Raw genomic sequence first — 19,578 nt, 5'->3', positions numbered from 1 at the left:
CGGCAAGGATGGGGCGGAGTTCAACCCGTCCCGTCCTGACATGCCGGTTTTTGTTCCTGAAAGGCCTCCGAAATCTACTTCTTCGCGGCTTTCTTGCGCGCGGGCTTCTTCTTGCCGCCCTTGGCCTCGCGTTCGACGATCAGCTCGATGGCCATCTCCATGGTCACATCCTCGGGCTTCACGTCCTTGGGGATGGTGGCGTTTACCTTTTCCCATTTCACGTAAGGCCCGTAGCGGCCCTCCATCACATTGACCGCGCCGCCGCGATCCGGGTATTCGCCCAGTTCTTTGAGCGGTGCAACCGCCGTGCGGCCCCGGCCCGGCCCGCGAGAGCGTTTCTCGGCCAATAGCTCCACCGCCCGGTTCATGCCGATCTCGAACACGTCATTGGGGTCGCGCAGATTGGCATAGGTGGGCTTCTCGGCATCTGCCGCCGTATGCATCACGTAAGGCCCGAAGCGCCCGAAATTGGCGCTGATCATATTGCCGTCTTCCGGGTGCGGCCCGATTTCGCGCGGCAGGCTGAGCAGCGTCAGCGCCTTTTCGAGGTCCATCGCGTCGGCCGACCACCCCTTGGGCAGGGACGCGCGCGGCGGCTTCTTGTTTTCCTCGGTGGCCTCTCCCTTCTGCACGTAAGGCCCGAACCGGCCAGAGCGCAGCGTGACAGCCTCGCCCTCATCATACCCAAGCACCTTGTCGCCCGCCTGAGCATCCGCATCGCCACCGATCGGGCGGGTGTAACGGCATTCGGGGTAGCGAGAGCAGCCGACAAAGCCGCCGGTGCGCGAGGTTTTCAGATGCAGGCTGCCTTCCCCGCAAAGCGGGCACTGACGCGGGTCGGTGCCATCTTCACGCGGCGGATAAAGCTGCGGGGCCAGCGCCTCGTCCAGCTTGTCCAGCACCTCGGTAATCCGCAGCTCTGACGTCTCGGCGATGGCGGCAGAGAAATCGCGCCAGAACTTCGCCAGAACCGCCTTGTAATTGAGGTCCCCGGCGGAGATTTCGTCCAGCTCCTCCTCCAGTTCTGCGGTGAATTCGTACCCCACATATTTGCGGAAGAAGTTCAGCAGGAAGATCGTGACGATCCGGCCCTTATCCTCGGGGAAAAGGCGGTTCTTGTCTTTCCGCACATATTCGCGGTCCTGGATCGTGGTGATGACCGAGGCGTAGGTGGAAGGCCGCCCGATCCCAAGCTCCTCCATCTTTTTCACAAGTGTCGCCTCGGTGTAGCGCGGGGGCGGCTGCGTGAAATGCTGCTGGCCCAGAACCGCGCCATCGTCCGACATCAGCGCCTTGCCGTCAGTGGTCAGGCGGGCATGTTCCTCGGCCATCGCGCGGCCAACCTTCCCCAGCTTGTCGCCTTGGCTGATCTGCGGCAGGCGGCGGTCCTCGTCCGATCCCGCATCGTCGTCGCGGCCTTCCTCATAGACCTTCATGAACCCGTCGAACATCACCACCTGCCCGGTGGCGCGCAGAACGACCTGGTCGTCATCGCTGCTGATACCGACCGTGGTGCGTTCCAGCCGCGCGGCCTCCATCTGGCTGGCGATGGTGCGCTTCCAAATGAGGTCATAGAGCTTCTTCTGATCGGCCTCGGAGACGCGCAGGCTGGCGGGATCCTTTGACATATCCGTAGGGCGGATACATTCGTGGGCTTCCTGGGCGTTCTTGGCCTTGTTCTTGTAGATGCGGGGGGAGGAGGGCAGGTAGTCCGCCCCGTAGCGATCCTTGATCGCATCGCGGGCGGCGGCCACGGCTTCGGGCGCCATGTCGATCCCATCGGTCCGCATATAGGTGATATGCCCGGCCTCATAGAGCCGCTGCGCCGCGTTCATCGTCTGGCGCGCGCCGAAACCGAACTTGCGGCTGGCCTCCTGCTGAAGGGTTGAGGTCATGAAGGGCGCAGAGGGATTGCGGGTCGAGGGCTTGGCCTCGACCGACGCGACGGACAGCGCCCGCGACGACACCGCCTGTACTGCCATGGTTGCGGCGGCCTGGTTGTCGAGATCGTAGCGGTCGAGCTTCTTGCCGCCGAGTGTGGTCAGGCGGGCCTCAAATGTCTGCCCGCGCGGGGTTTCCAGCACGGCCCGCACCGACCAGTATTCGCGCGGATTGAAGGCTTCGATCTCCATCTCGCGTTCGACGATCAGCCGCAGGCAGACCGACTGCACCCGCCCGGCAGAGCGCGCGCCGGGCAGCTTGCGCCAAAGGACCGGGCTCAGCTTGAAACCCACGAGGTAATCGAGCGCGCGGCGGGCGAGGTATGCCTCGACCAGCGGTTCATCCACCTGCCGGGGGTTCTTCATCGCCTCGGTCACGGCGGTCTTGGTGATCGCGTTGAAGACGACGCGGCTGACTTCGGTCGATTTCTTGATCGCGCGGCGCTTGGTCAGGGCTTCCTGCAAATGCCACGAAATCGCCTCGCCCTCGCGGTCGGGGTCGGTCGCGAGGATGAGTTTGTCATCGGTTTTGAGCGCGTCGGCGATGGCTTTGACATGCTTCTTTGAGTCGTTTCCGACCTCCCACAGCATTTCGAAATCCTGATCCGGGTCGACCGACCCGTCCTTCGGCGGCAGGTCGCGCACATGGCCGTAAGAGGCCAGAACGGTGAAGTCATCCCCGAGATATTTGTTGATTGTCTTGGCTTTAGCCGGGGATTCGACGACGACGACTGGCATTCAAAATGACCTCTGGACAACGGATAACGGGTGGCGCGGGAACATGTGTCGCTCTGGCAGGGCTTGTCAATGCGCTATCGGAAAAAGACAATGCGGCCATTCAACCTTTGGGATTTTCCGCATGAGATTTTTTCTGACCCTGGCCCATTCGATTTGCCTTGCCCCCATGGCCCTTGCCGACCCGGTCGAGCCCCCGCGCGGCAGCGCCCTGCGCGCCGAGTTGCTCGATACATTGCGTCGCGATGTGGAACCGCGTTTCGGCGGCCCGGTGGAATTCGTGGTCGAGACGTTGTTGGTCGACGGCCGCCGTGCAGTCGCCAACCTGACCGCACAGCGCCCGGGCGGCGCGCCGATTGACCTGGCGTCCTCGCCATTGGTGACGGTCGAGGGCATCCCCCCCGACCTGATCGACGGGCCGACGGTGCAGGCGTACCTGTATCGACCCGGTACCTATTGGCAGATCGTCGAGTATTCCATCGGCGCGACAGATGCCTGGTGGTGGGGCTGGGACTGCCGCAACTACGGGGATTTCTTCCCCGAACCGCTCTGCTGAGCGGCGGCCAATGAAATCAGCCCGCCGGGCTGACGCTGCACGGCCCCCTCCAGTTCCATTCGGGACAGGACGGCGGCGGCCTCGAATGGGCTGATGCCCAGATCTCGCAGCAATTGGTCCTCCGCCACGGGGGCGGGGCCAAGCTGGGACAGGATGCGGGAATTGAGCGCCGCCCGGTCGCGCCAGTCGCGTTCGGGCTGTTTGGGCAGTTCCGGAATCTCCGCAAGCGGCAGGTGGGGCTGGCGGGCGCGTTTCTCTGCCGGCCCGATGGCCTCGATCACGTCCTCGGCGCCGCGCACCAAGGTGGCCCCGTCGCGCAGCAACCTGTTGCAGCCAGAGGCGCGGGTGTCCATCGGGTGGCCGGGGACGGCCAGCACCTCCCGCCCCTGATCGAGCGCATTGCGGGCGGTGATCAGCGAGCCGGACCGCGCCGCCGCCTCCACCACGATCACGGCGCGGGCAAGGCCCGACACGATACGGTTTCGCTGCGGGAAATGACGCGCTTGCGGGTCCAGCCCGAACGGCTGTTCGGACAGGCGCAGACCCTGTTTTGCGATGTCATGGGCGAGATCGGTATTTTCCGCCGGGTAGATCACGTCGAGCCCGCCCGCCTGCACGGCGATTGTGCCCTTTGCCAGTGCCGCGTGATGGGCCAGTGCGTCGATGCCGCGCGCAAGGCCCGAGACGATGACAAACCCTGCCTCCGCAAGGTCCGCCGCCAGCTTGCGCGCCATGCGGCTGCCGAGGGACGAGGCATTGCGGGTGCCGACCATGGCCAGCATCGGGCGGGCCAGCAGCCGCGTGTCGCCGAGGGCCCAGAGGATCGGTGGCGCATCGGCACAGTCGGCCAGATCGGCGGGATAGCCCGGATCGCCAAGGCCGAGCATCCGAGCGCCCAAGCGTCGAGCGGCCTTAACCTCTGCCAGCGCCGCGGCCTCCGAGCAGACCTCATACCCCTCGACCCCGGCCTGTTTCGCAACCTCCGGTAACGCGGCAAGGGCAGCCTCTGCGCCGCCATGTTCGGCCATCATCCGGCGGAACGTCGCAGGCCCGACCCGGCGCGACCGGATCAGCCGCAGCCGTGCCAGCCTGTCGGCATTGTCGGCCGAGGGGCCGGGGCGATAGGCGGTCGCCGCCTCATGGAAACCTGTTTCGCTGTCCATCCACATGAGTCGGAAGGTTAGGCGGCAAAGGGTTAACAGGCGGTTTACGGGTCGAGAGCAACGCGTTTGGCGAAGAAGCGTAGTTTCAGGCGGAAGGGCCCGGCAGAGCTGTCTACCTCGGCCTCGCCTGCGCCGGTCTCTTCCCAGCCCTGCCGTTTATAGAAGCGTGCCGCGCGGTGGTTTCCAACCCCGATGTCGAGCCGCGCCAGCCCGACACCGCGCCGCGCCAACCGGTCTTCGCCATCGGCCAGCAACCGGGCGGCAAGCCCGTTCGAACGGGCTTCCGGCGCCACGTATAGCTGGTAGATCTCATCATCGCGGATTGCACAGAAGCCGAGGGCGGGATCGTCACCCGCCATGATCGTGTCGGGCAGCAGGGCGACGAGACGCCGGGCAAAGTCTTCTTCCGTCCTGAGGGCCGTCAGGGCAGGTGGTGTGTAGGCGGCGTGGGCCTCGTGCCAGCCCACGTGCCAGAGCCGGGCCAGCGCCGGAACATCCTCGGCGCGCGCGGGGCGAAGCGGGGGCAGGGACGTCATCAGGCTGTCAGCGGCGTGCAAGGATGTGACGCCCGGCCAGCACCCGCACGACGGAATGTCCACATCGCATCGGCCCGCAAAAGTCCGCCCACGCAGGGTCTCATGCTGCCGAACCTCCGACGGTCAACCCGCCGATCAGCAGCGTTGGCTGGCCCACGCCGACAGGCACCCACTGGCCCGCCTTTCCGCAGGTCCCCATGCCGGGATCGAGCGCCATGTCATTGCCGATGGCGCGGATCTGGTTCAGCGCCGTGGCGCCGTCGCCGATCAGCGTGGCACCCTTGACCGGCGCGCCGACCTTGCCGTTTTCGACCCGGTAAGCCTCGGTACAGCTGAACACGAATTTGCCGTTGGTGATATCGACCTGACCACCGCCGAAGCCCACGGCATAGATGCCGTCCTTGACCTCGGCCACGATATCGCCGGGGTCGGTGTCGCCCCCGAGCATATAGGTGTTGGTCATGCGCGGCATGGGGGCGTGGGAATGGCTTTCGCGGCGTCCGTTGCCGGTGGCGGGCACCCCCATCAGCCGGGCGTTCTGCCGGTCCTGCATGAAGCCCACGAGGATGCCGTCCTCGATGAGCGTTGTTTTGGAACTTGGCGTGCCCTCGTCATCCACGGTGATCGAGCCGCGCCGGTCGGGGATGGTGCCATCGTCCAGAACAGTCACGCCCTTTGCCGCCACCTGTTTGCCCATGAGGCCCGCGAAGGCGGAACTCTTCTTGCGGTTGAAGTCGCCCTCCAACCCGTGGCCCACGGCCTCGTGCAGCAGGATGCCGGGCCAGCCGGGGCCAAGCGCCACGTCCATGATGCCCGCCGGGGCCGGAACCGCGCCGAGATTGACCACGGCAATGCGCAAAGCCTCGCGCGCCAGTGCCTGCCAGTTGGCAAGGTCGAGCCAGTCCCCAAGCTCTACCCGGCCGCCACCACCGGCATTGCCGGATTCGCGGCGTCCGTTTTCTTCGACAATGACCGAGACGTTGACGCGGATCATCGGGCGCGCGTCAGTCACGTGCACGGCATCGGGGCGCAGGATCTCGACCTCCTGATGGGACGCGGCAAGGCTGACCGAGACCTGCACAACCCGAGGGTCCAGCCCACGGGCGTAGGCGTCGACCTCTTTCAGGATGTCGAGCTTGGCCCCGAATCCCGCCCCTGCCATCGGGTCCGCATCGGTATAGAGACGGCGATTCGTGGCCTGCGGCGCATCGGCCCAGGTGCCTCCGCCTTCCCCCACAGCCAGACGTGCGGTTTCCGACGCACGGATTAGCGCGGCTTCGGAAATTTCGGTGGAATGGGCATAGCCCGCGACCTCGCCCCGCACGGCGCGCAGGCCGAAGCCCTCGGAGGCGTCATAGCTCGCGGTTTTGACCCTTCCGTCGTCGAACAGCAGCATTTCCGAGCGTTTGCGCTCCAGAAACAGTTCTCCGTCATCGGCCCCGTCGGTTGCCGCGCGCAGGATGGACAGGGCCGCGTCCTTGTCGAGCTGGGTCTCGAAGGGGCGGAAGGCAGCGCTTTGGGTCATGGGGGGAGGGACCTTTCCAAGCCGAAAATGATCTGTGTCAACCAAAACCGGACAATCAACGAGGTGAGACATTTTTCACCACTGTCTTGTCACGATCCCATCTATATGGTTCTACACCAGATAGACGCAACGGGGGTGAGCGTGGCCGATCCGGCCGATCCCCGCAAGGACAGGACGATAAGAATGCAACTTCTCAAGAAGCTGAACGGCCTCTGGGCCGGTATTGGTGCAACATTCGCCGCTGGCATGGCCGCCGCGCAAACCGCACCCGAAGGACTGGAAGTCATTGGCGCGCCGGAACCGGCGGGCATCGGCTGGCAGCCTGCAGCCACCAGCCTGGCCGAGCAGATTCATTTCCTCAATGGCATGATCCTCTACATCATCGCCGCGATCTGTATCTTCGTGCTGGCGCTGCTGATCTGGGTTATCCTGCGTTACAACGCCCGGTCCAACCCGACCCCGGCAACCTTCAGCCACAACACCCCGATCGAAGTGACCTGGACGCTGGTGCCGCTTGGCATCCTTGTGTTCATCGGGGCCTTCTCGCTGCCGGTCCTGTTCAACCAGCAGGAGATTCCGGAAGGCGATGTTGTGATCAAGGCGACCGGTCATCAGTGGTACTGGAGCTACGAATACCCCGGCACCGATATCGACTTCGCAAGCTACATGCTGGCCCGCGACGAACTGGAAGCACATGGCTACAGCCAGGATGAATACCTGCTGGCCACCGACACCGCCGTTGTCGTGCCGACCGGTCAGACCATCGTGATGCAGGTGACCGCCTCTGACGTGATTCACAGCTGGACGATCCCCTCCTTCGGTGTGAAGCAGGACGGTGTTCCGGGCCGCCTGGCGGAACTGTGGTTCGAGGTCGATGAAGGCAACGAAGGCATCTATTTCGGCCAGTGTTCCGAGCTTTGCGGCCTGAACCACGCCTTCATGCCGATCACTGTCATGGCCGTGACCACCGAAGAATACGAAGCCTGGCTCGCCGGTGGCGGCACCGATTTCGCATCGCTGATGGATGGCTCCATCGCGGGCGATATCGAACTGGCTTCGGTCGAAGACTAAGCTAGATCACTGGTCACGGGCGGCCCTGTCCCCGTCCGTGATCAATCCCAATCCAGCAACACAGGCCCGAGATGAGCGATTTCACCGCGAATACCAGCAGCACCCCGCAAGAGGCGCAGTTCGGCGATTATGTCGCCCTGCTCAAGCCCCGCGTGATGTCGCTTGTCGTGTTCACGGCCTTCGTGGGGCTGATGGTCGCGCCGGTCGGCGTGCCGCCGGTCGATGCCTTCACCGCGATCCTGTTCATTGCCCTTGGTGGCGGTGCGTCCGGCGCGCTGAACATGTGGTATGACCGCGACATCGACCAGGTGATGAAGCGCACGCAGTCGCGCCCGATCCCCTCGGGCCGCGTGGCCCCCGGTGAGGCTTTGAGCCTCGGGCTTTGGCTGTCGGCCCTGTCCGTGGTGATGCTGGGTCTCGCCGCCAACTGGTTCGCTGCCGGCTTCCTGGCTTTCACGATTTTCTTCTATGCCTTCGTCTACACGGTCTGGCTGAAACGCTCTACGCCACAGAATATCGTCATCGGCGGCGCTGCCGGTGCCTTCCCCCCGATGATCGGATGGGCCGTGGCAACCGGTGGCGTGTCGGTCGAATCCGTGCTGATGTTCGCGCTGATCTTCATGTGGACGCCGCCCCATTTCTGGGCGCTGGCGCTGTTCATGAAGTCCGACTACGACGAGGCCAAGGTGCCGATGCTGACCGTGACCCATGGCCGGCCGCACACCCGCAAGATGATCCTCGTCTACACCTTGCTGCTGGCCCCCGTTGCCATCGCCACCGGCCTCACCTCCATTGGCGGGCCGGTCTACATGGCGGCTGCGGTGGTGCTGAACCTGATGTTCGTCAAGGGCGGCTATGACATCTGGAAGCGCACTGAGGCTCAGGCGCTGGAGGACGACTACAAGACCGAGAAGAAGGTCTTCCGCTTTTCGCTGCTCTATCTGTTCCTGCATTTCGGGGCGCTGCTGGCCGAGGCCGGTCTGAGCAGCTTCGGGTTGGGGGGCTGGTAAGATGCCGATCACCGAGACCCACGAGATTCACAAGCGCCGTTTCGGTCGCAATCTGGGCGTCGCGCTGACCCTTCTGGGGTTTGTCGCCATCGTCTTCCTGCTGACCATGTCCAAAATCCGCAATGGCGGCTCCGTCGAGGCGTTCGATCATTCGGTGCGCCCGTCGATCACGCAAAGCGAGGGGGAAAGCCAATGACCGATCAGCCGACTCCGAACTACAGCAAGACCGTGTGGAAGCTGGTCGGCGTGGTCAGCTTCATGCTGGCGCTCGGCTTCGCCTCGGTGCCGCTTTACGATCTGTTCTGCCGCGTCACCGGGTTCGGGGGCACCACATCGGTGTCTGAAACCGGCAGCGATGTGATCCTCGACCAGACCATCCTGATCCGCTTCGACGCGTCGCTCGATCACAACATGGAATGGGAATTCGAAGCGCCGTCCGAGCCGATGGAAATCCGCATCGGCGAAACCGGCATGGCCTTCTATACCGCCTATAACCCCACAGACCGGCCGATTGCCGGAACCGCGACCTATAACGTCACGCCCTATGTGGCGGGGGGCTATTTCTCAAAGATCGCGTGTTTCTGCTTTACCGAGCAGATCCTCGACCCCGGCGAGCGGGTTGAAATGCCTGTCACCTTCTATGTGGACCCCGAGATCGTCGACGATCCCGAAGCGAGCCACATCCCCGCAATAACCTTGTCCTATACGTTCTACGAAACGGACTTGCCCGAAGACGAATACGCCGCGCTAGATGGCGACAGTGAGTGACCACGGAAGGACCGCGCAAAATGGCCCACGCTAAAAACCACGACTATCATATTCTCACACCCTCGATTTACCCGTTCCTGGGGGCCGTCGCGGCCTTCCTGATGCTGTTCGGTGCGGTCCTGTGGATCTCGGGCAGCGGCCCGTGGCTGTTTGCCATCGGCTTTGTCGGTGTTCTCTACGTCATGTTCGGCTGGTGGAAGGACATGGTCGCCGAGGGCAATGGCGGTGTCGACCACACCCCCGTGGTGCGGATCGGTCTGCGCTATGGCTTCATCCTGTTCATCATCTCGGAGGTGATGTTCTTCCTCGCGTGGTTCTGGGCGTTCTTCAAGCACATGCTCTACCCGATGAGCGAATATGAGGGCTCAACCTACGTGACCCCTGACATTCACGTGGTCGACGCCTTCCACCTGCCGCTGATGAACACGCTGGTTCTGCTGCTGTCCGGCTGTGCAGTGACCTGGGCCCACCACGCGCTTGTGCATGAAAACAACCGCAAGGATCTGATCTGGGGCCTGTCCATCGGCATCATCCTCGGCCTGTTCTTCACCGCCCTTCAGGCCTATGAATACTGGGAACTGATCGCCCATGAAGGCTGGAGCTTCGGCGGCGACCGCTTCTACGGCACCTTCTTCATGGCCACCGGGTTCCACGGTCTTCACGTGATCATCGGGACGATCTTCCTGGCCGTCTGCCTGTTCCGCGCCATCGCGGGCGACTTCACCCCCGAGCGTCACGCGGGCTTCGAGGCCGCCGCCTGGTACTGGCACTTCGTGGACGTCGTCTGGCTGTTCCTGTTCTTCGCCGTCTACATCTGGGGTCAGTCGACCCTCTAACCCTTCGGGCCGCCTGTGCGGGGCGGCCTGACCTGATCCGGCGATGCGTGGTCTTGCCGGGGACTGGTGAACAGGCGTGACTGCCTTGGAACGAACCAAAGGGCCGGCCACGGGGTCGGCCTTTTCCTGTCAGGGAAACACGAAATGAAACGGGTGATCTTGCCTTTGCTGTTCGGGGTGGTGGGCTGCGCCATCCTGCTTTGGCTTGGCTTCTGGCAGGTCGACCGGCTGGCGTGGAAACAGGCGTTGCTGGCCGATATCGACGCGCGGATCGTGGCCGCGCCCGTGGACCTGCCAGAGACGCCGACCGAAGAGCGGGACCAGTTCCTGCCGGTGGCTGTGTCCGGCATGATCGGGGAAGGCGAAATCACCATCCTCGCCTCGCTGCGCAATGCCGGGCCGGTCTTTCGCATCATCCGCGATTTCGAGACCGAGGACGGGCGGCGCATCCTGATCGACATGGGTTTCGTGCGGGAAACCGAACGCGAGACACCGCGCGAGGGCAATGTCCCCGCCGATCTGGTGGGCAACCTGCACTGGCCAGATGAAATCGGCAATCAGACCCCGGCGCCCGATTTGCAGGCCGGAATCTGGTTCGCCCGCGACATCCCGGCAATGGCCGAGGCGCTGAACACCGAGCCGGTCCTGCTGGTATTGCGCGATCCGCCGCAAACGGACCTCGGCGTGACGCCCTTCCCCGTGGACAGCGGCGCGATTCCAAACGACCACTTGTCCTACGCGATCACCTGGTTTCTGCTGGCAGCCGTGTGGTTGGGGATGACACTCTACCTCGTCTGGCGTATCAGCAGGCGAGCGAACTGAAGGCACTGAATTACCCATGCGTTATGTCTCGACCAGGGGCGCGGCCCCGGACCTGAGTTTTGAAGAAGCGATGCTGACCGGGCTGGCCCGCGACGGGGGGCTTTACGTGCCCGTAGAAATCCCGACCATGAGTCACGCCGATATCGCCGCGCTGGCTGGTCTTTCCTATGAAGAGGTCGCCTTCCGCGTGATGCGCCCCTTCATTGGCGACGCCTTCACGGACGAGGAATTCGCCGACATCATTACGCGCGCCTATGCGGGCTTCGGCCATGCCGCGCGTGCCCCCATGGTGCAGCTTGCCCCCAACCATTTCCTGCTGGAGCTGTTCCACGGGCCCACGCTCGCCTTCAAGGACTTCGCCATGCAGCTGATCGGCCAGCTGTTTCAGGCGTCTCTCAGTCGCTCCGGCAAGCGGGTGACCATCGTCGGCGCGACCTCGGGCGATACCGGGTCCGCAGCGATGGAGGCGTTCCGGGGTCTCGACAACGTGGATGTGTTCATCCTGTTCCCCCATGGCCGGGTCAGCGACGTGCAGCGCCGCCAGATGACGACGGTGAGCGAGGCCAATGCCCATGCCCTCGCGCTGACCGGCGATTTCGACGATTGCCAGGCGCGGCTAAAGGACATGTTCAACGACCACGCCTTCCGCGATGAGGTGCATCTGGCAGGCGTGAACTCGATCAACTGGGCGCGGGTTCTGGCGCAGGTCGTCTACTACTTCACCGCCGCCGTATCTCTCGGCGCGCCGCATCGCGCGGTCAGCTTCACCGTGCCCACGGGCAATTTCGGCGACATCTTCGCGGGCTACATCGCCAAGCGCATGGGGCTGCCGATCGAGAAGCTGGTGATCGCCACCAACCAGAACGACATTCTGCACCGGGCTTTGTCGGGCGGGGCCTATGAAACCCACGGTGTCACCCCCTCGATCAGCCCCTCGATGGATATCCAGGTCTCCTCCAACTTCGAACGGGCGCTCTTCGATGTCTACGACCGCGACGGCGGGGCGGTGGCGCAGTTGATGGACGAGTTGAAAGGGCAGGGCGGGTTCAAGATTTCCCAAGGCGCGCTTGAACGGCTGCGCGGGCTCTTTGCCTCGGGTCGCTGTTCCGAGGAAGAAACGCTTGCCATGATCACCCGCGCGAATGCGGAAATGGGCGAGCTTCTGTGCCCGCACAGCGCAGTTGGCGTCCATGTCGCGCAGGATCATCTGGGCGCCACGCCGATGATCACGCTCGCCACCGCCCACCCGGCGAAATTCCCCGATGCGGTGGAACAGGCCAGCGGCATCCGCCCCGGCCTGCCCGCGCGCATGGCGGACCTCTTCGACCGGGAAGAACGCGTGACCCGGGTGGAAAACGACCTCGCCTCTCTTCAGGCCCTCGTGAGGAAGGAGCGCGCCGCTTGACCGTGCAGCTTCATACCCTCGCCAATGGTCTTCGCGTGGTGACCGAGCATATGCCGGCGCTGCAATCGGCGGCCATCGGCATCTGGGTCAACGCGGGCGGGCGGCATGAACTGCCCGAACAGAACGGCATTGCCCATTTCCTCGAACACATGGCCTTCAAGGGCACCAAGCGGCGCAGCGCATTGCAGATCGCCGAGGAAATCGAGGATGTGGGCGGCTATATCAACGCCTATACCAGCCGCGAGGTCACGGCCTATTATGCCCGCGTCCTCAAGGATGACGTGCCACTGGCGATTGACCTGATTTCCGACATCCTGCTGAACCCCGTCTTCGACCCGCGCGAGATCGAGGTTGAACGCGGGGTTATCCTTCAGGAAATCGGGCAGGCGCTCGATACGCCCGACGACATCATCTTCGACTGGCTGCAAGAGGTGGCCTATCCCGAACAGCCGCTTGGCCGGACGATCCTAGGCCCGGTGGACAGGGTGAAGGCCTTCGACAAGCCTGATCTGCAACGCTTCGTGGCAGAACACTACGGGCCGGGGCAGATGATCCTCTCTGCCGCCGGGGCCGTCGATCACGCCGAGATCGTGCGTCTTGCCGAGGAAGCTTTCGGCCACCTGCCCGCCGTCAAGGTCTCTTCCGCGCTGCCCGGCGTCTTTCATGGCGGTGAGCGGCGCGAGGTCAAGCAGCTGGAACAGGCGCATTTCACACTGGCGCTGGAGGCCCCAGGCTACCGGTCCAACGATATCTACACCGCGCAGATCTACGCCACCGCGCTTGGCGGCGGCATGTCCTCGCGGCTGTTTCAGGAAATCCGCGAAAAGCGCGGCCTGTGCTATACGATCTTCAGCCAGGTCGGGGCCTATGACGACACCGGGCTGATGACGATCTACGCGGGCACGGGGGGCGAGGATCTGGCCGCGTTGTCGGATCTCACCATAGAAGAGGTGCGCCGGTCCGTTGACGGGTTGACCGAGGCGGAGATCGACCGCGCCCGCGCGCAGATGAAGGCCGGCATGCTGATGGGGCTGGAAAGCCCCTCGGCTCGGGCCGAACGTCTTGCGCGGCTGGTGGCGATCTGGGACCGGGTGCCGCCGCTTCAGGAAAGCATCGACCGGATCGACGCCGTCGACCGCGCCGCCGTGCGCGATCATGCGGCGTCCCTTGTGGGCTCGGGCCGGGCTGCCATGGCGCTTTATGGTCCCGTGGACCGTGGCCCCCGCGTTGCCGAATTGGTGGAGCGTCTGGCCGCCTGATGATTGCCCGCAAGAAGAGACTCCGCATTGAAACCGAGCGTATGAGCCTGCGCCTTCCGGTTCATTCGGATTATCGGGCCTGGGCCAGCCTGAGGGACCATTCCGCCGACTTCCTGCAACCATGGGAACCCACCTGGGCCGCAGATCATCTGACCCGCAAAAGCTTCACCAACCGGGTCTACTGGGCGCAACGATCCATGGGCAATGGCAGCGCGGTGCCGCTGTTCCTGATCCGTCGGACCGATGACGCGCTTGTCGGGGCGATCACGCTGGACAATATCCGTCGCGGGCCGGCACAGGCGGGCACGCTTGGCTATTGGATCGGCGCACCGTTTCAACGACAGGGTTATATGCTGGAGGCCATTCAGGCCGTGGCCCATTATGCCTTCCGCGACCTCGACCTCAGCCGGTTGGAGGCCGCCTGCCTGCCGGAAAACACGCCCTCGCGTGGGGTGCTGGAAAAGGCGGGGTTCAAGTATGAGGGCGTGGCGCAAAGCTATCTGCAGATCAACGGGCGCTGGCGCAATCATGTGCTCTACGCCATGCTGAGGAATGACCGGCGCGGACGGTCCGACGCAGGTTAGGGGCGGTGATGACCCAGCTTAACCCCGCCGATGCTGCCTTTATCGCCCGGCTTGCCGCCGATCTGCCCGAGGGTGCACTGAGCCATGCAGAGCCGCGCTACCTGTCTGAGCCCCGCGGCCTCTACCACGGTCAGGCCGGGGCGCTCGCCCGTCCGCGCAGCACCGATGACGTTGCAACCCTGATCCGCCATGCTGCTGCTGCGCGTGTTCCCGTTGTGCCCTATGGTGGCGGCACCGGACTGGTTGGCGGGCAGGTGGCGTGGGATGGCCCCGCGCCGCTGGTGATCAGCCTGGAACGGATGACGGGCACGCGCGGGCTGGACCCGCTGGCAGGCACACTGACGGTGGAGGCCGGGGCGATCCTGGCCGATGTGCAGGCGGCGGCGGAGGGGGCGGGCAAGCTCTTTCCCCTGTCGCTCGCCAGCGAAGGCTCCGCCCGGATCGGCGGGCTGCTGTCCACCAATGCGGGCGGGGTGAATGTGCTGCGCTATGGCAATGCCCGCGATCTGGTTCTGGGGATCGAGGCCGTACTGCCCTCGGGCGAGGTGCTGCATGGGCTAAAGGGGCTGCGCAAGGATAACCTCGGCTATGACCTGCGTCACCTGCTGATCGGGGCGGAGGGCACGCTTGGCATCATCACCGCCGCCTGCCTGCGGCTGGTGCCGCGCCCCGCCGATCAGGCCACTGCGCTGATGGTGGTGGACAGCCCCGCCGACGCGCTGCGCCTGCTGGATCTGGCGCGTGATCTGGTGGGCGATGGCCTGTCAGCGTTCGAGCTGATTGCCCGCGCCGGGCTGGAGTTCCTCGACGAGGTCGGGCCGCAGATCCGCCAGCCCTTCGCAGACAAACCCGCCTGGATGTGCCTGATCGACCTTGGCGTGTCGCAGGGTCAAAGCGCGGGCGAGGCTTTGCTGGCGCTCTTCGAGGCTGCGGCCGAGGCCGGGCTGGTGCAGGACGGGCTGATTTCCCGATCCGAGACGCAGCGGCAGGAGTTCTGGACAATCCGCGAGTCGATCCCCGAGGCCAACAAGCGGGTTGGGGCAATCTCCAGCCACGATATTTCCGTGCCCATTGGCGCGATCCCGGATTTTCTTGCGCAAGGCCGGCAGAGCGTGGCGCATCTGGGGCCGGTGCGCATCAATGCCTTCGGTCATCTTGGGGACGGGAACCTTCATTACAACGTGTTCCCACCTGGCGGAGAGCCGCGTGAGAACTGGCTCGACCGGCGCGAAGAGGTCAAGGGGCTGATCCACGACCTTGTGCATCGGATGGGCGGCTCGGTCTCCGCCGAACACGGGGTCGGGCGGCTGAAAGTGGGCGATCTGGAACGCTATGGCGACCCGGCCAGCCTTGCGGCGATGCGGGCGATCAAGACGGCGCTGGACCCTGTCGGCATCATGAACCCCGGCGCGGTTCTGCGGGCTGAGTGAACCTTGGAAGGGGTGACGCCCCGCCGGGGGTGACGGGGCGTCTTGGGGTCTTGAGTTAGCAAGCAACAATGTTCGTGAGTGACGAACAGTGCCTTTCTAACCGGCCAATGGTTAAGCAATCGTAAAGCCTCAGGCTTTTTTCACGGGAGGCTCGGTCGCGCATTTGCGTCAGATCAAGGCGGATTTCCGGGCTGTGCAGCTAGGCTGTGGGAACACAGGCCGCAACGGACAAGGGATCGCCCCGATGGCGCGGGTGCCGCGAAATGTCATAACCGTTTCCCCGCCGAACCTGGACAGAACCGGGTTTCTGAGCCTTGAGCAGGGTCTTGCCGGGCCGGATCTGCCAACCGGGCGGGATTGGCTGATTGACCGGCTGAGCGAGGGGCTTCAGGTGCGCATGCTGCGCCCTCCGTTGCGTGGATTCATCGAGTTCATTCCGGGCCGCGCCACATGGCGCCCGATTCGGGAGGCCGACCAGTCGGTGGTGATCGAATGCCTGCGGGTCGATGCGACAGCCGGGCGGAGCGTGGGCATCGGGGCGCTTCTGCGCGTCGCCGAGGATTGGGCGCGCTACTATGGCTTCTCCTCGCTTTTGATGCTGCTCCGCGACTCGGACGATCCGGACATGCGCGCGGAGCTGCGCCGCCAGAGCTACCGGGTGGTCGATCAGACGCTTGGCGGAATGCAGCTTTGGGGGCTGGTCCTGCAGGGGCCGGTGGCGCTGCCCTTGCTGCCGCAGGACTGGCGGAGCAGGGCAGCGCAGTTGGGGCCGGGGCTGGTGATCCAGACCCTGGGACATGGCGACCGGAATCGAAGCCGTGCCGAGGCCCTGCTGACCATGGGCCGCGAGGCCGGGATCCTGTCCCGGCTGGATCACATCGGCACCGCCGAACAGGCCCGCACGCGGCTGGCTTGCCCCGATGCCATGTCCTGCGTGGCCCTGGATGGCGAGATTGTCGGCAAAAGCGCCTGGTCGGTGATGCAACTGTGGCAGGAGATCCGCCGCCGCAAGCGGCTCTAGTCGCCCTCGAATGCGCATAGGGTATGGACGGACCTGCCCATGGCCTCCAGCCGCTTGCGCCCGCCCAGATCCGGCAGGTCCACCACGAAAGCGGTGCCCACCACCTGCGCGCCCAACCGTTCGATCAGCTTGATCCCGGCCTCGGCGGTGCCGCCCGTGGCCAACAGGTCGTCGACCAGCAGCACGGTTTCGCCCGGCTGCAGGCAGTCGTCATGGATCTCGACCGTCGCGCTGGCATATTCCAGCGTGTAATCCTGCTCGATGGTCCGGCCCGGCAGCTTGCCCTTCTTGCGGATCGGCACGAAGCCCACGGACAGCTGGTGCGCCACCGCGCCGCCCAGGATGAACCCCCGCGCCTCCAGCCCCGCGACCTTGTCGATGCGCCGCCCGACGAAGGGCGCCAGAAGCTGGTCGATGGCCAGCCGGAAGCCGCGCGGATCGAGGAACAGCGTCGTCACATCGCGGAACATGATGCCTTCATGGGGGAAGTCCGGGATCGTGCGGATATAGTCCGCGACCACCTTTTGATCGAGCATCAGAGCGGGCCTTTCATGGCTAAGGTTCAGCGGGGGCCAACATAGCGACCGGCGGGGAAGGGTGCAGCCCCTTTTCGCGGTTACAGGCGCGGGTAATGTCGCCGCAGGGCCATGGCGTCCTGACCGCGCAACCAGACCACGGCGTTGGAGTTCTCGTTGAAGATCGAGTCAGGGTAGGCGGGCGACTGGATATCCGTGGGCAGGCCAAGCGCCTGCACCAGTTCTTCAAGGACCACGCTCGCGACCTCTCTTCGCTGGATGTCGCGGGAAATGGCGATGGCCGCGTCCTGGATTTCGCCTCCGCGCGAGCGGATCGCCACGCGCCCGATCGACAGCTCCGATCCGTCCAGTTCCGTATTGCCGGTCCCCGCGATGATGCCATCCTGCGGGGTGTCCAGCAGATAGATCGAGATGTCGGGCTCGCCCTCGTAGATCCGTTCCAGCACCAGATAGGCGCCGGCGGCGTTGATCTCGGCAATCGCCCGGTCGATTGCATCGTCCACGAGATCGAGCTTGTAGTTCGGAAAGCCCGCGTCGATCTGGGCGATGCCCACGGTCAGCGACACGCGCCGTTCCTCGGACCAGCGAATTTCTGGCTTGCCGCAGGGGCCACCGGGGGGCGCGGCGCAGGCCACCAGCCGGTAAAACGCGTCATCCGACAGGCGGCGCGGCACGGTGATGAATTCTTGTGCTGCCGCAATGGAGGGCAGGACCAGAAGGGCCACAGGAAGGATCAGACGCAAGCTCATGTGCAAAGGGATGCCGCAAGCCCGTGGTTTCGGCAAGCCGGACGTTCACGATCTGCGCGGGGCTGTTGCGGTCCTGACTCGCCCTTTTGGTCAGGTCGCACGGCGCAGGCTGGCGGTCAGAACCCCCATCCCGATCAGCGTGGCCCCACCCGCGCGGGTCAGCCAGGCGATGGTGCCGGGTCGCGCGATGCGGGACCGCAACTGATCGGCCAGCAGCGCATAGGCCAGAGCATTCAGCGCGGCCAGCGTCACGAAGGTGCCGATCAGGATGGCAAACTGCGGGATCAACGGTTGCTCGGGCCGCAGGAACTGGGGGACGAAGGCGATGAAGAAGGCGATGGATTTCGGATTGAGCGCCGTGACCGCCGCGTTATGGCCAAAGACCCGCGCGGGCGTGATCCGGTGGGTTTCCGGCAGCTCTGTCAGGGTTGCGCCACCCGCCGACCGGATCAGTTTGATCCCCAGCCAAATGAGGTACACCGCCCCCACCCATTTCAGCACCGTGAACAGCGTGGCCGAGGCCAGCACCAACGCTCCAAGACCTAGCAGAGAGGCGGTCATCGCCACGAAATCCCCAAGCGCCACCCCGGCGGCGGAGGCGACGGCGACCTTTCGCCCCTGGCTCAGCGCATAGGACAGCACCAACAGGACCGTGGGGCCGGGGATGATCAACAGGGCAGTCGAGGCGGCGACAAAGGCCAGCCAGAGATCGAAGGACATGGGGGGCTCCGAGTGTTGTTGATCCAAGCAAGCCCCGGAAACTGCCAGTCGTCAAGGCCGCCTACCAGAGCGCCGGGCGCGCGACCATCAGCCAGAACACCCCGGTCAGCGCAGCGAAAGCGGGCCAGCCAAGCGCGAACCAGATGCGGTAGAGGCGGCGTGCCTCTGCGGGCAAGGGCGCGCCCGTGGCCAGCGCCTCGCCCGCCAGATCGCGGATGCGGATCTGCAGATGCACCACCGGGGCCCAACAGATGAACGCCAGCAGGTAGAGCGCGTAGGTCGCCAGCAACCAAGGCTCCGCAAATGAATACCCCGCGATGTAGACCAGCCAAAGCCCCGTCAGCGGCTGGACGATACCCGCTGGCGTCGTGAACAGCCAATCGGCCCAGACCACGCCGGAGGCCACGGAATGCACCGTCTCCACCTTGCCCGTCCGCATCGCCCAGACCATCTGGAACGCGGTGCCGATCCCGGTGCCAAACAGCACCGTCGAGGACAGGATATGCAGCCAGCGGGCCAGCAGATAGGGGTCCATCAGCGTTCTTCCTCCAGCACGAGGAAGAGCCAGATCAGAACCAGGATCGGCAGGTTCTTCAGCAGACCGCCAAGCGGCAGCAGCCACAGGTCCGGTGAGAGCACAGTGAAGGTCACAGTATAGGCCGTGACCAATCCCATTTGCAGCCAGCCAAGCAGCTTCAGCCGCCACGCTGCCGCCAGCAAAACCGCCAAGGCCAGGTCCGCCACCCCGCCCGCCCGCGCCAGCACGATCAGGACGGGGTCCGACAGCATCCCCTCGGGGATCATCGGCAGAAAGCTTTGCGAGGGCAGGAACAGGCCCAACAGCCCCGAGACGAGCCAAAGCAGGATGAGCATCAGCCTCAACGCCGGTTTCATCAGGTAGAGCCGCGCGTG

21 protein-coding genes are annotated in these 19,578 nt (G+C 64.7%); 12 read left to right on the top strand and 9 right to left on the bottom strand.

Annotated features, from left to right (window positions below):
- Positions 1-74: 74 nt before the first annotated feature.
- Positions 75-2,678, bottom strand: a complete 2,604-nt coding sequence (topA, locus tag BKY26_RS00910) for a type I DNA topoisomerase (protein WP_071688522.1) — start codon at positions 2,676-2,678, stop codon at positions 75-77.
- Positions 2,679-2,799: 121 nt separating this feature from the next.
- On the opposite strand from topA, the gene BKY26_RS00905 reads away from it, so the two are divergent.
- Positions 2,800-3,231, top strand: coding sequence for a hypothetical protein (locus BKY26_RS00905; RefSeq protein ID WP_071688521.1), 432 nt, complete (start codon positions 2,800-2,802; stop codon positions 3,229-3,231).
- Here BKY26_RS00905 and dprA read toward each other — a convergent pair.
- The 3 genes from dprA to tldD all read right to left on the bottom strand — a co-directional run bounded on the left by dprA (position 3,198) and on the right by tldD (position 6,455).
- Positions 3,198-4,394 carry a DNA-processing protein DprA gene (gene dprA, locus BKY26_RS00900; RefSeq protein WP_083431263.1) on the bottom strand — a complete coding sequence of 399 codons (1,197 nt, stop codon included), beginning with the start codon at positions 4,392-4,394 and terminating at the stop codon, positions 3,198-3,200. The two genes, BKY26_RS00905 and dprA, sit on opposite strands and share 34 nt — an antisense overlap.
- Positions 4,395-4,438: 44 nt before the next feature.
- Entirely contained in the window at positions 4,439-4,930 is a 492-nt protein-coding gene (locus BKY26_RS00895; RefSeq protein WP_071688520.1) for a GNAT family N-acetyltransferase, read from the bottom strand.
- 100 nt (positions 4,931-5,030) lie between these two features.
- Positions 5,031-6,455, bottom strand: coding sequence for a metalloprotease TldD (tldD, locus tag BKY26_RS00890; RefSeq protein WP_071688519.1), 1,425 nt, complete (start codon positions 6,453-6,455; stop codon positions 5,031-5,033).
- Positions 6,456-6,638: 183 nt separating this feature from the next.
- On the opposite strand from tldD, the gene coxB reads away from it, so the two are divergent.
- From coxB to BKY26_RS00835, 11 genes are all read left to right on the top strand, one after another.
- Complete coding sequence (gene coxB / locus BKY26_RS00885) at positions 6,639-7,526, top strand: cytochrome c oxidase subunit II (protein WP_071688518.1); 888 nt, start codon at positions 6,639-6,641, stop codon at positions 7,524-7,526.
- A gap of 71 nt (positions 7,527-7,597) precedes the next feature.
- Entirely contained in the window at positions 7,598-8,536 is a 939-nt protein-coding gene (gene cyoE / locus BKY26_RS00880; protein ID WP_071688517.1) for a heme o synthase, read from the top strand.
- Position 8,537: 1 nt separating this feature from the next.
- Entirely contained in the window at positions 8,538-8,732 is a 195-nt protein-coding gene (locus tag BKY26_RS00875; RefSeq protein WP_071688516.1) for a hypothetical protein, read from the top strand.
- On the top strand, positions 8,729-9,304 hold the full coding sequence (locus tag BKY26_RS00870; protein ID WP_071688515.1) for a cytochrome c oxidase assembly protein: 576 nt from the start codon (positions 8,729-8,731) through the stop codon (positions 9,302-9,304). Before BKY26_RS00875 ends, BKY26_RS00870 begins: the two co-directional genes overlap by 4 nt.
- A gap of 20 nt (positions 9,305-9,324) precedes the next feature.
- Positions 9,325-10,140: a cytochrome c oxidase subunit 3 gene (locus BKY26_RS00865; protein WP_071688514.1), complete on the top strand. Its 816-nt coding sequence runs from the start codon at positions 9,325-9,327 to the stop codon at positions 10,138-10,140.
- Positions 10,141-10,284: 144 nt separating this feature from the next.
- Positions 10,285-10,962, top strand: a complete 678-nt coding sequence (locus BKY26_RS00860; RefSeq protein WP_071688513.1) for an SURF1 family protein — start codon at positions 10,285-10,287, stop codon at positions 10,960-10,962.
- Positions 10,963-10,978: 16 nt separating this feature from the next.
- Positions 10,979-12,367 (top strand): threonine synthase, encoded by a 1,389-nt coding sequence (gene thrC, locus BKY26_RS00855; protein ID WP_071688512.1) that lies wholly within the window; start codon positions 10,979-10,981, stop codon positions 12,365-12,367.
- On the top strand, positions 12,364-13,626 hold the full coding sequence (locus BKY26_RS00850) for a M16 family metallopeptidase (RefSeq protein ID WP_071688511.1): 1,263 nt from the start codon (positions 12,364-12,366) through the stop codon (positions 13,624-13,626). Before thrC ends, BKY26_RS00850 begins: the two co-directional genes overlap by 4 nt.
- Positions 13,626-14,210, top strand: coding sequence for a GNAT family N-acetyltransferase (locus BKY26_RS00845; RefSeq protein WP_071688510.1), 585 nt, complete (start codon positions 13,626-13,628; stop codon positions 14,208-14,210). The genes BKY26_RS00850 and BKY26_RS00845 overlap by 1 nt, the downstream gene beginning before the upstream one ends.
- Positions 14,211-14,218: 8 nt before the next feature.
- Complete coding sequence (locus BKY26_RS00840) at positions 14,219-15,640, top strand: FAD-binding oxidoreductase (RefSeq protein WP_071688509.1); 1,422 nt, start codon at positions 14,219-14,221, stop codon at positions 15,638-15,640.
- 244 nt (positions 15,641-15,884) lie between these two features.
- Positions 15,885-16,661 (top strand): hypothetical protein, encoded by a 777-nt coding sequence (locus tag BKY26_RS00835; RefSeq protein WP_071688508.1) that lies wholly within the window; start codon positions 15,885-15,887, stop codon positions 16,659-16,661.
- Here the strand turns inward: BKY26_RS00835 and BKY26_RS00830 are convergent.
- The 5 genes from BKY26_RS00830 to BKY26_RS00810 all read right to left on the bottom strand — a co-directional run.
- Positions 16,658-17,197: an adenine phosphoribosyltransferase gene (locus BKY26_RS00830; RefSeq protein WP_071688507.1), complete on the bottom strand. Its 540-nt coding sequence runs from the start codon at positions 17,195-17,197 to the stop codon at positions 16,658-16,660. The genes BKY26_RS00835 and BKY26_RS00830 overlap by 4 nt on opposite strands.
- Before the next feature lie 80 nt (positions 17,198-17,277).
- The gene (locus BKY26_RS00825) at positions 17,278-17,946 is read right to left on the bottom strand and encodes a DUF2927 domain-containing protein (RefSeq protein WP_071688506.1); all 669 of its coding nucleotides are present in this window, start codon (positions 17,944-17,946) and stop codon (positions 17,278-17,280) included.
- A gap of 90 nt (positions 17,947-18,036) precedes the next feature.
- Positions 18,037-18,666, bottom strand: a complete 630-nt coding sequence (locus BKY26_RS00820) for a LysE family translocator (RefSeq protein WP_071688505.1) — start codon at positions 18,664-18,666, stop codon at positions 18,037-18,039.
- 61 nt (positions 18,667-18,727) lie between these two features.
- On the bottom strand, positions 18,728-19,201 hold the full coding sequence (locus BKY26_RS00815; protein WP_071688504.1) for a DUF2269 family protein: 474 nt from the start codon (positions 19,199-19,201) through the stop codon (positions 18,728-18,730).
- The coding region (locus BKY26_RS00810; RefSeq protein WP_281249796.1) for a DoxX-like family protein at positions 19,201-19,578 on the bottom strand (378 nt) is incomplete at its 5' end. The genes BKY26_RS00815 and BKY26_RS00810, both read right to left, overlap by 1 nt.

The organism is Nioella sediminis, assembly GCF_001879695.1.
GTDB classification, from domain to species: Bacteria; Pseudomonadota; Alphaproteobacteria; order Rhodobacterales; family Rhodobacteraceae; genus Nioella; species Nioella sediminis.
The sequence above is the reverse complement of the archived record's forward strand: the minus strand, read 5'-3'. Positions and strand labels throughout refer to the sequence as shown.

Bases quoted from the DNA above. Each gene is read 5' to 3' on its own strand.
- topA (WP_071688522.1), bottom strand. From the start codon at position 2,678: ATGCCAGTCGTCGTCGTCGAATCCCCGGCTAAAGCCAAGACAATCAAC.
- BKY26_RS00905 (WP_071688521.1), top strand. From the start codon at position 2,800: ATGAGATTTTTTCTGACCCTGGCCCATTCGATTTGCCTTGCCCCCATG.
- dprA (WP_083431263.1), bottom strand. From the start codon at position 4,394: ATGGACAGCGAAACAGGTTTCCATGAGGCGGCGACCGCCTATCGCCCC.
- BKY26_RS00895 (WP_071688520.1), bottom strand. From the start codon at position 4,930: ATGACGTCCCTGCCCCCGCTTCGCCCCGCGCGCGCCGAGGATGTTCCG.
- tldD (WP_071688519.1), bottom strand. From the start codon at position 6,455: ATGACCCAAAGCGCTGCCTTCCGCCCCTTCGAGACCCAGCTCGACAAG.
- coxB (WP_071688518.1), top strand. From the start codon at position 6,639: ATGCAACTTCTCAAGAAGCTGAACGGCCTCTGGGCCGGTATTGGTGCA.
- cyoE (WP_071688517.1), top strand. From the start codon at position 7,598: ATGAGCGATTTCACCGCGAATACCAGCAGCACCCCGCAAGAGGCGCAG.
- BKY26_RS00875 (WP_071688516.1), top strand. From the start codon at position 8,538: ATGCCGATCACCGAGACCCACGAGATTCACAAGCGCCGTTTCGGTCGC.
- BKY26_RS00870 (WP_071688515.1), top strand. From the start codon at position 8,729: ATGACCGATCAGCCGACTCCGAACTACAGCAAGACCGTGTGGAAGCTG.
- BKY26_RS00865 (WP_071688514.1), top strand. From the start codon at position 9,325: ATGGCCCACGCTAAAAACCACGACTATCATATTCTCACACCCTCGATT.
- BKY26_RS00860 (WP_071688513.1), top strand. From the start codon at position 10,285: ATGAAACGGGTGATCTTGCCTTTGCTGTTCGGGGTGGTGGGCTGCGCC.
- thrC (WP_071688512.1), top strand. From the start codon at position 10,979: ATGCGTTATGTCTCGACCAGGGGCGCGGCCCCGGACCTGAGTTTTGAA.
- BKY26_RS00845 (WP_071688510.1), top strand. From the start codon at position 13,626: ATGATTGCCCGCAAGAAGAGACTCCGCATTGAAACCGAGCGTATGAGC.
- BKY26_RS00840 (WP_071688509.1), top strand. From the start codon at position 14,219: ATGACCCAGCTTAACCCCGCCGATGCTGCCTTTATCGCCCGGCTTGCC.
- BKY26_RS00835 (WP_071688508.1), top strand. From the start codon at position 15,885: ATGGCGCGGGTGCCGCGAAATGTCATAACCGTTTCCCCGCCGAACCTG.
- BKY26_RS00830 (WP_071688507.1), bottom strand. From the start codon at position 17,197: ATGCTCGATCAAAAGGTGGTCGCGGACTATATCCGCACGATCCCGGAC.
- BKY26_RS00825 (WP_071688506.1), bottom strand. From the start codon at position 17,946: ATGAGCTTGCGTCTGATCCTTCCTGTGGCCCTTCTGGTCCTGCCCTCC.
- BKY26_RS00820 (WP_071688505.1), bottom strand. From the start codon at position 18,666: ATGTCCTTCGATCTCTGGCTGGCCTTTGTCGCCGCCTCGACTGCCCTG.
- BKY26_RS00815 (WP_071688504.1), bottom strand. From the start codon at position 19,201: ATGGACCCCTATCTGCTGGCCCGCTGGCTGCATATCCTGTCCTCGACG.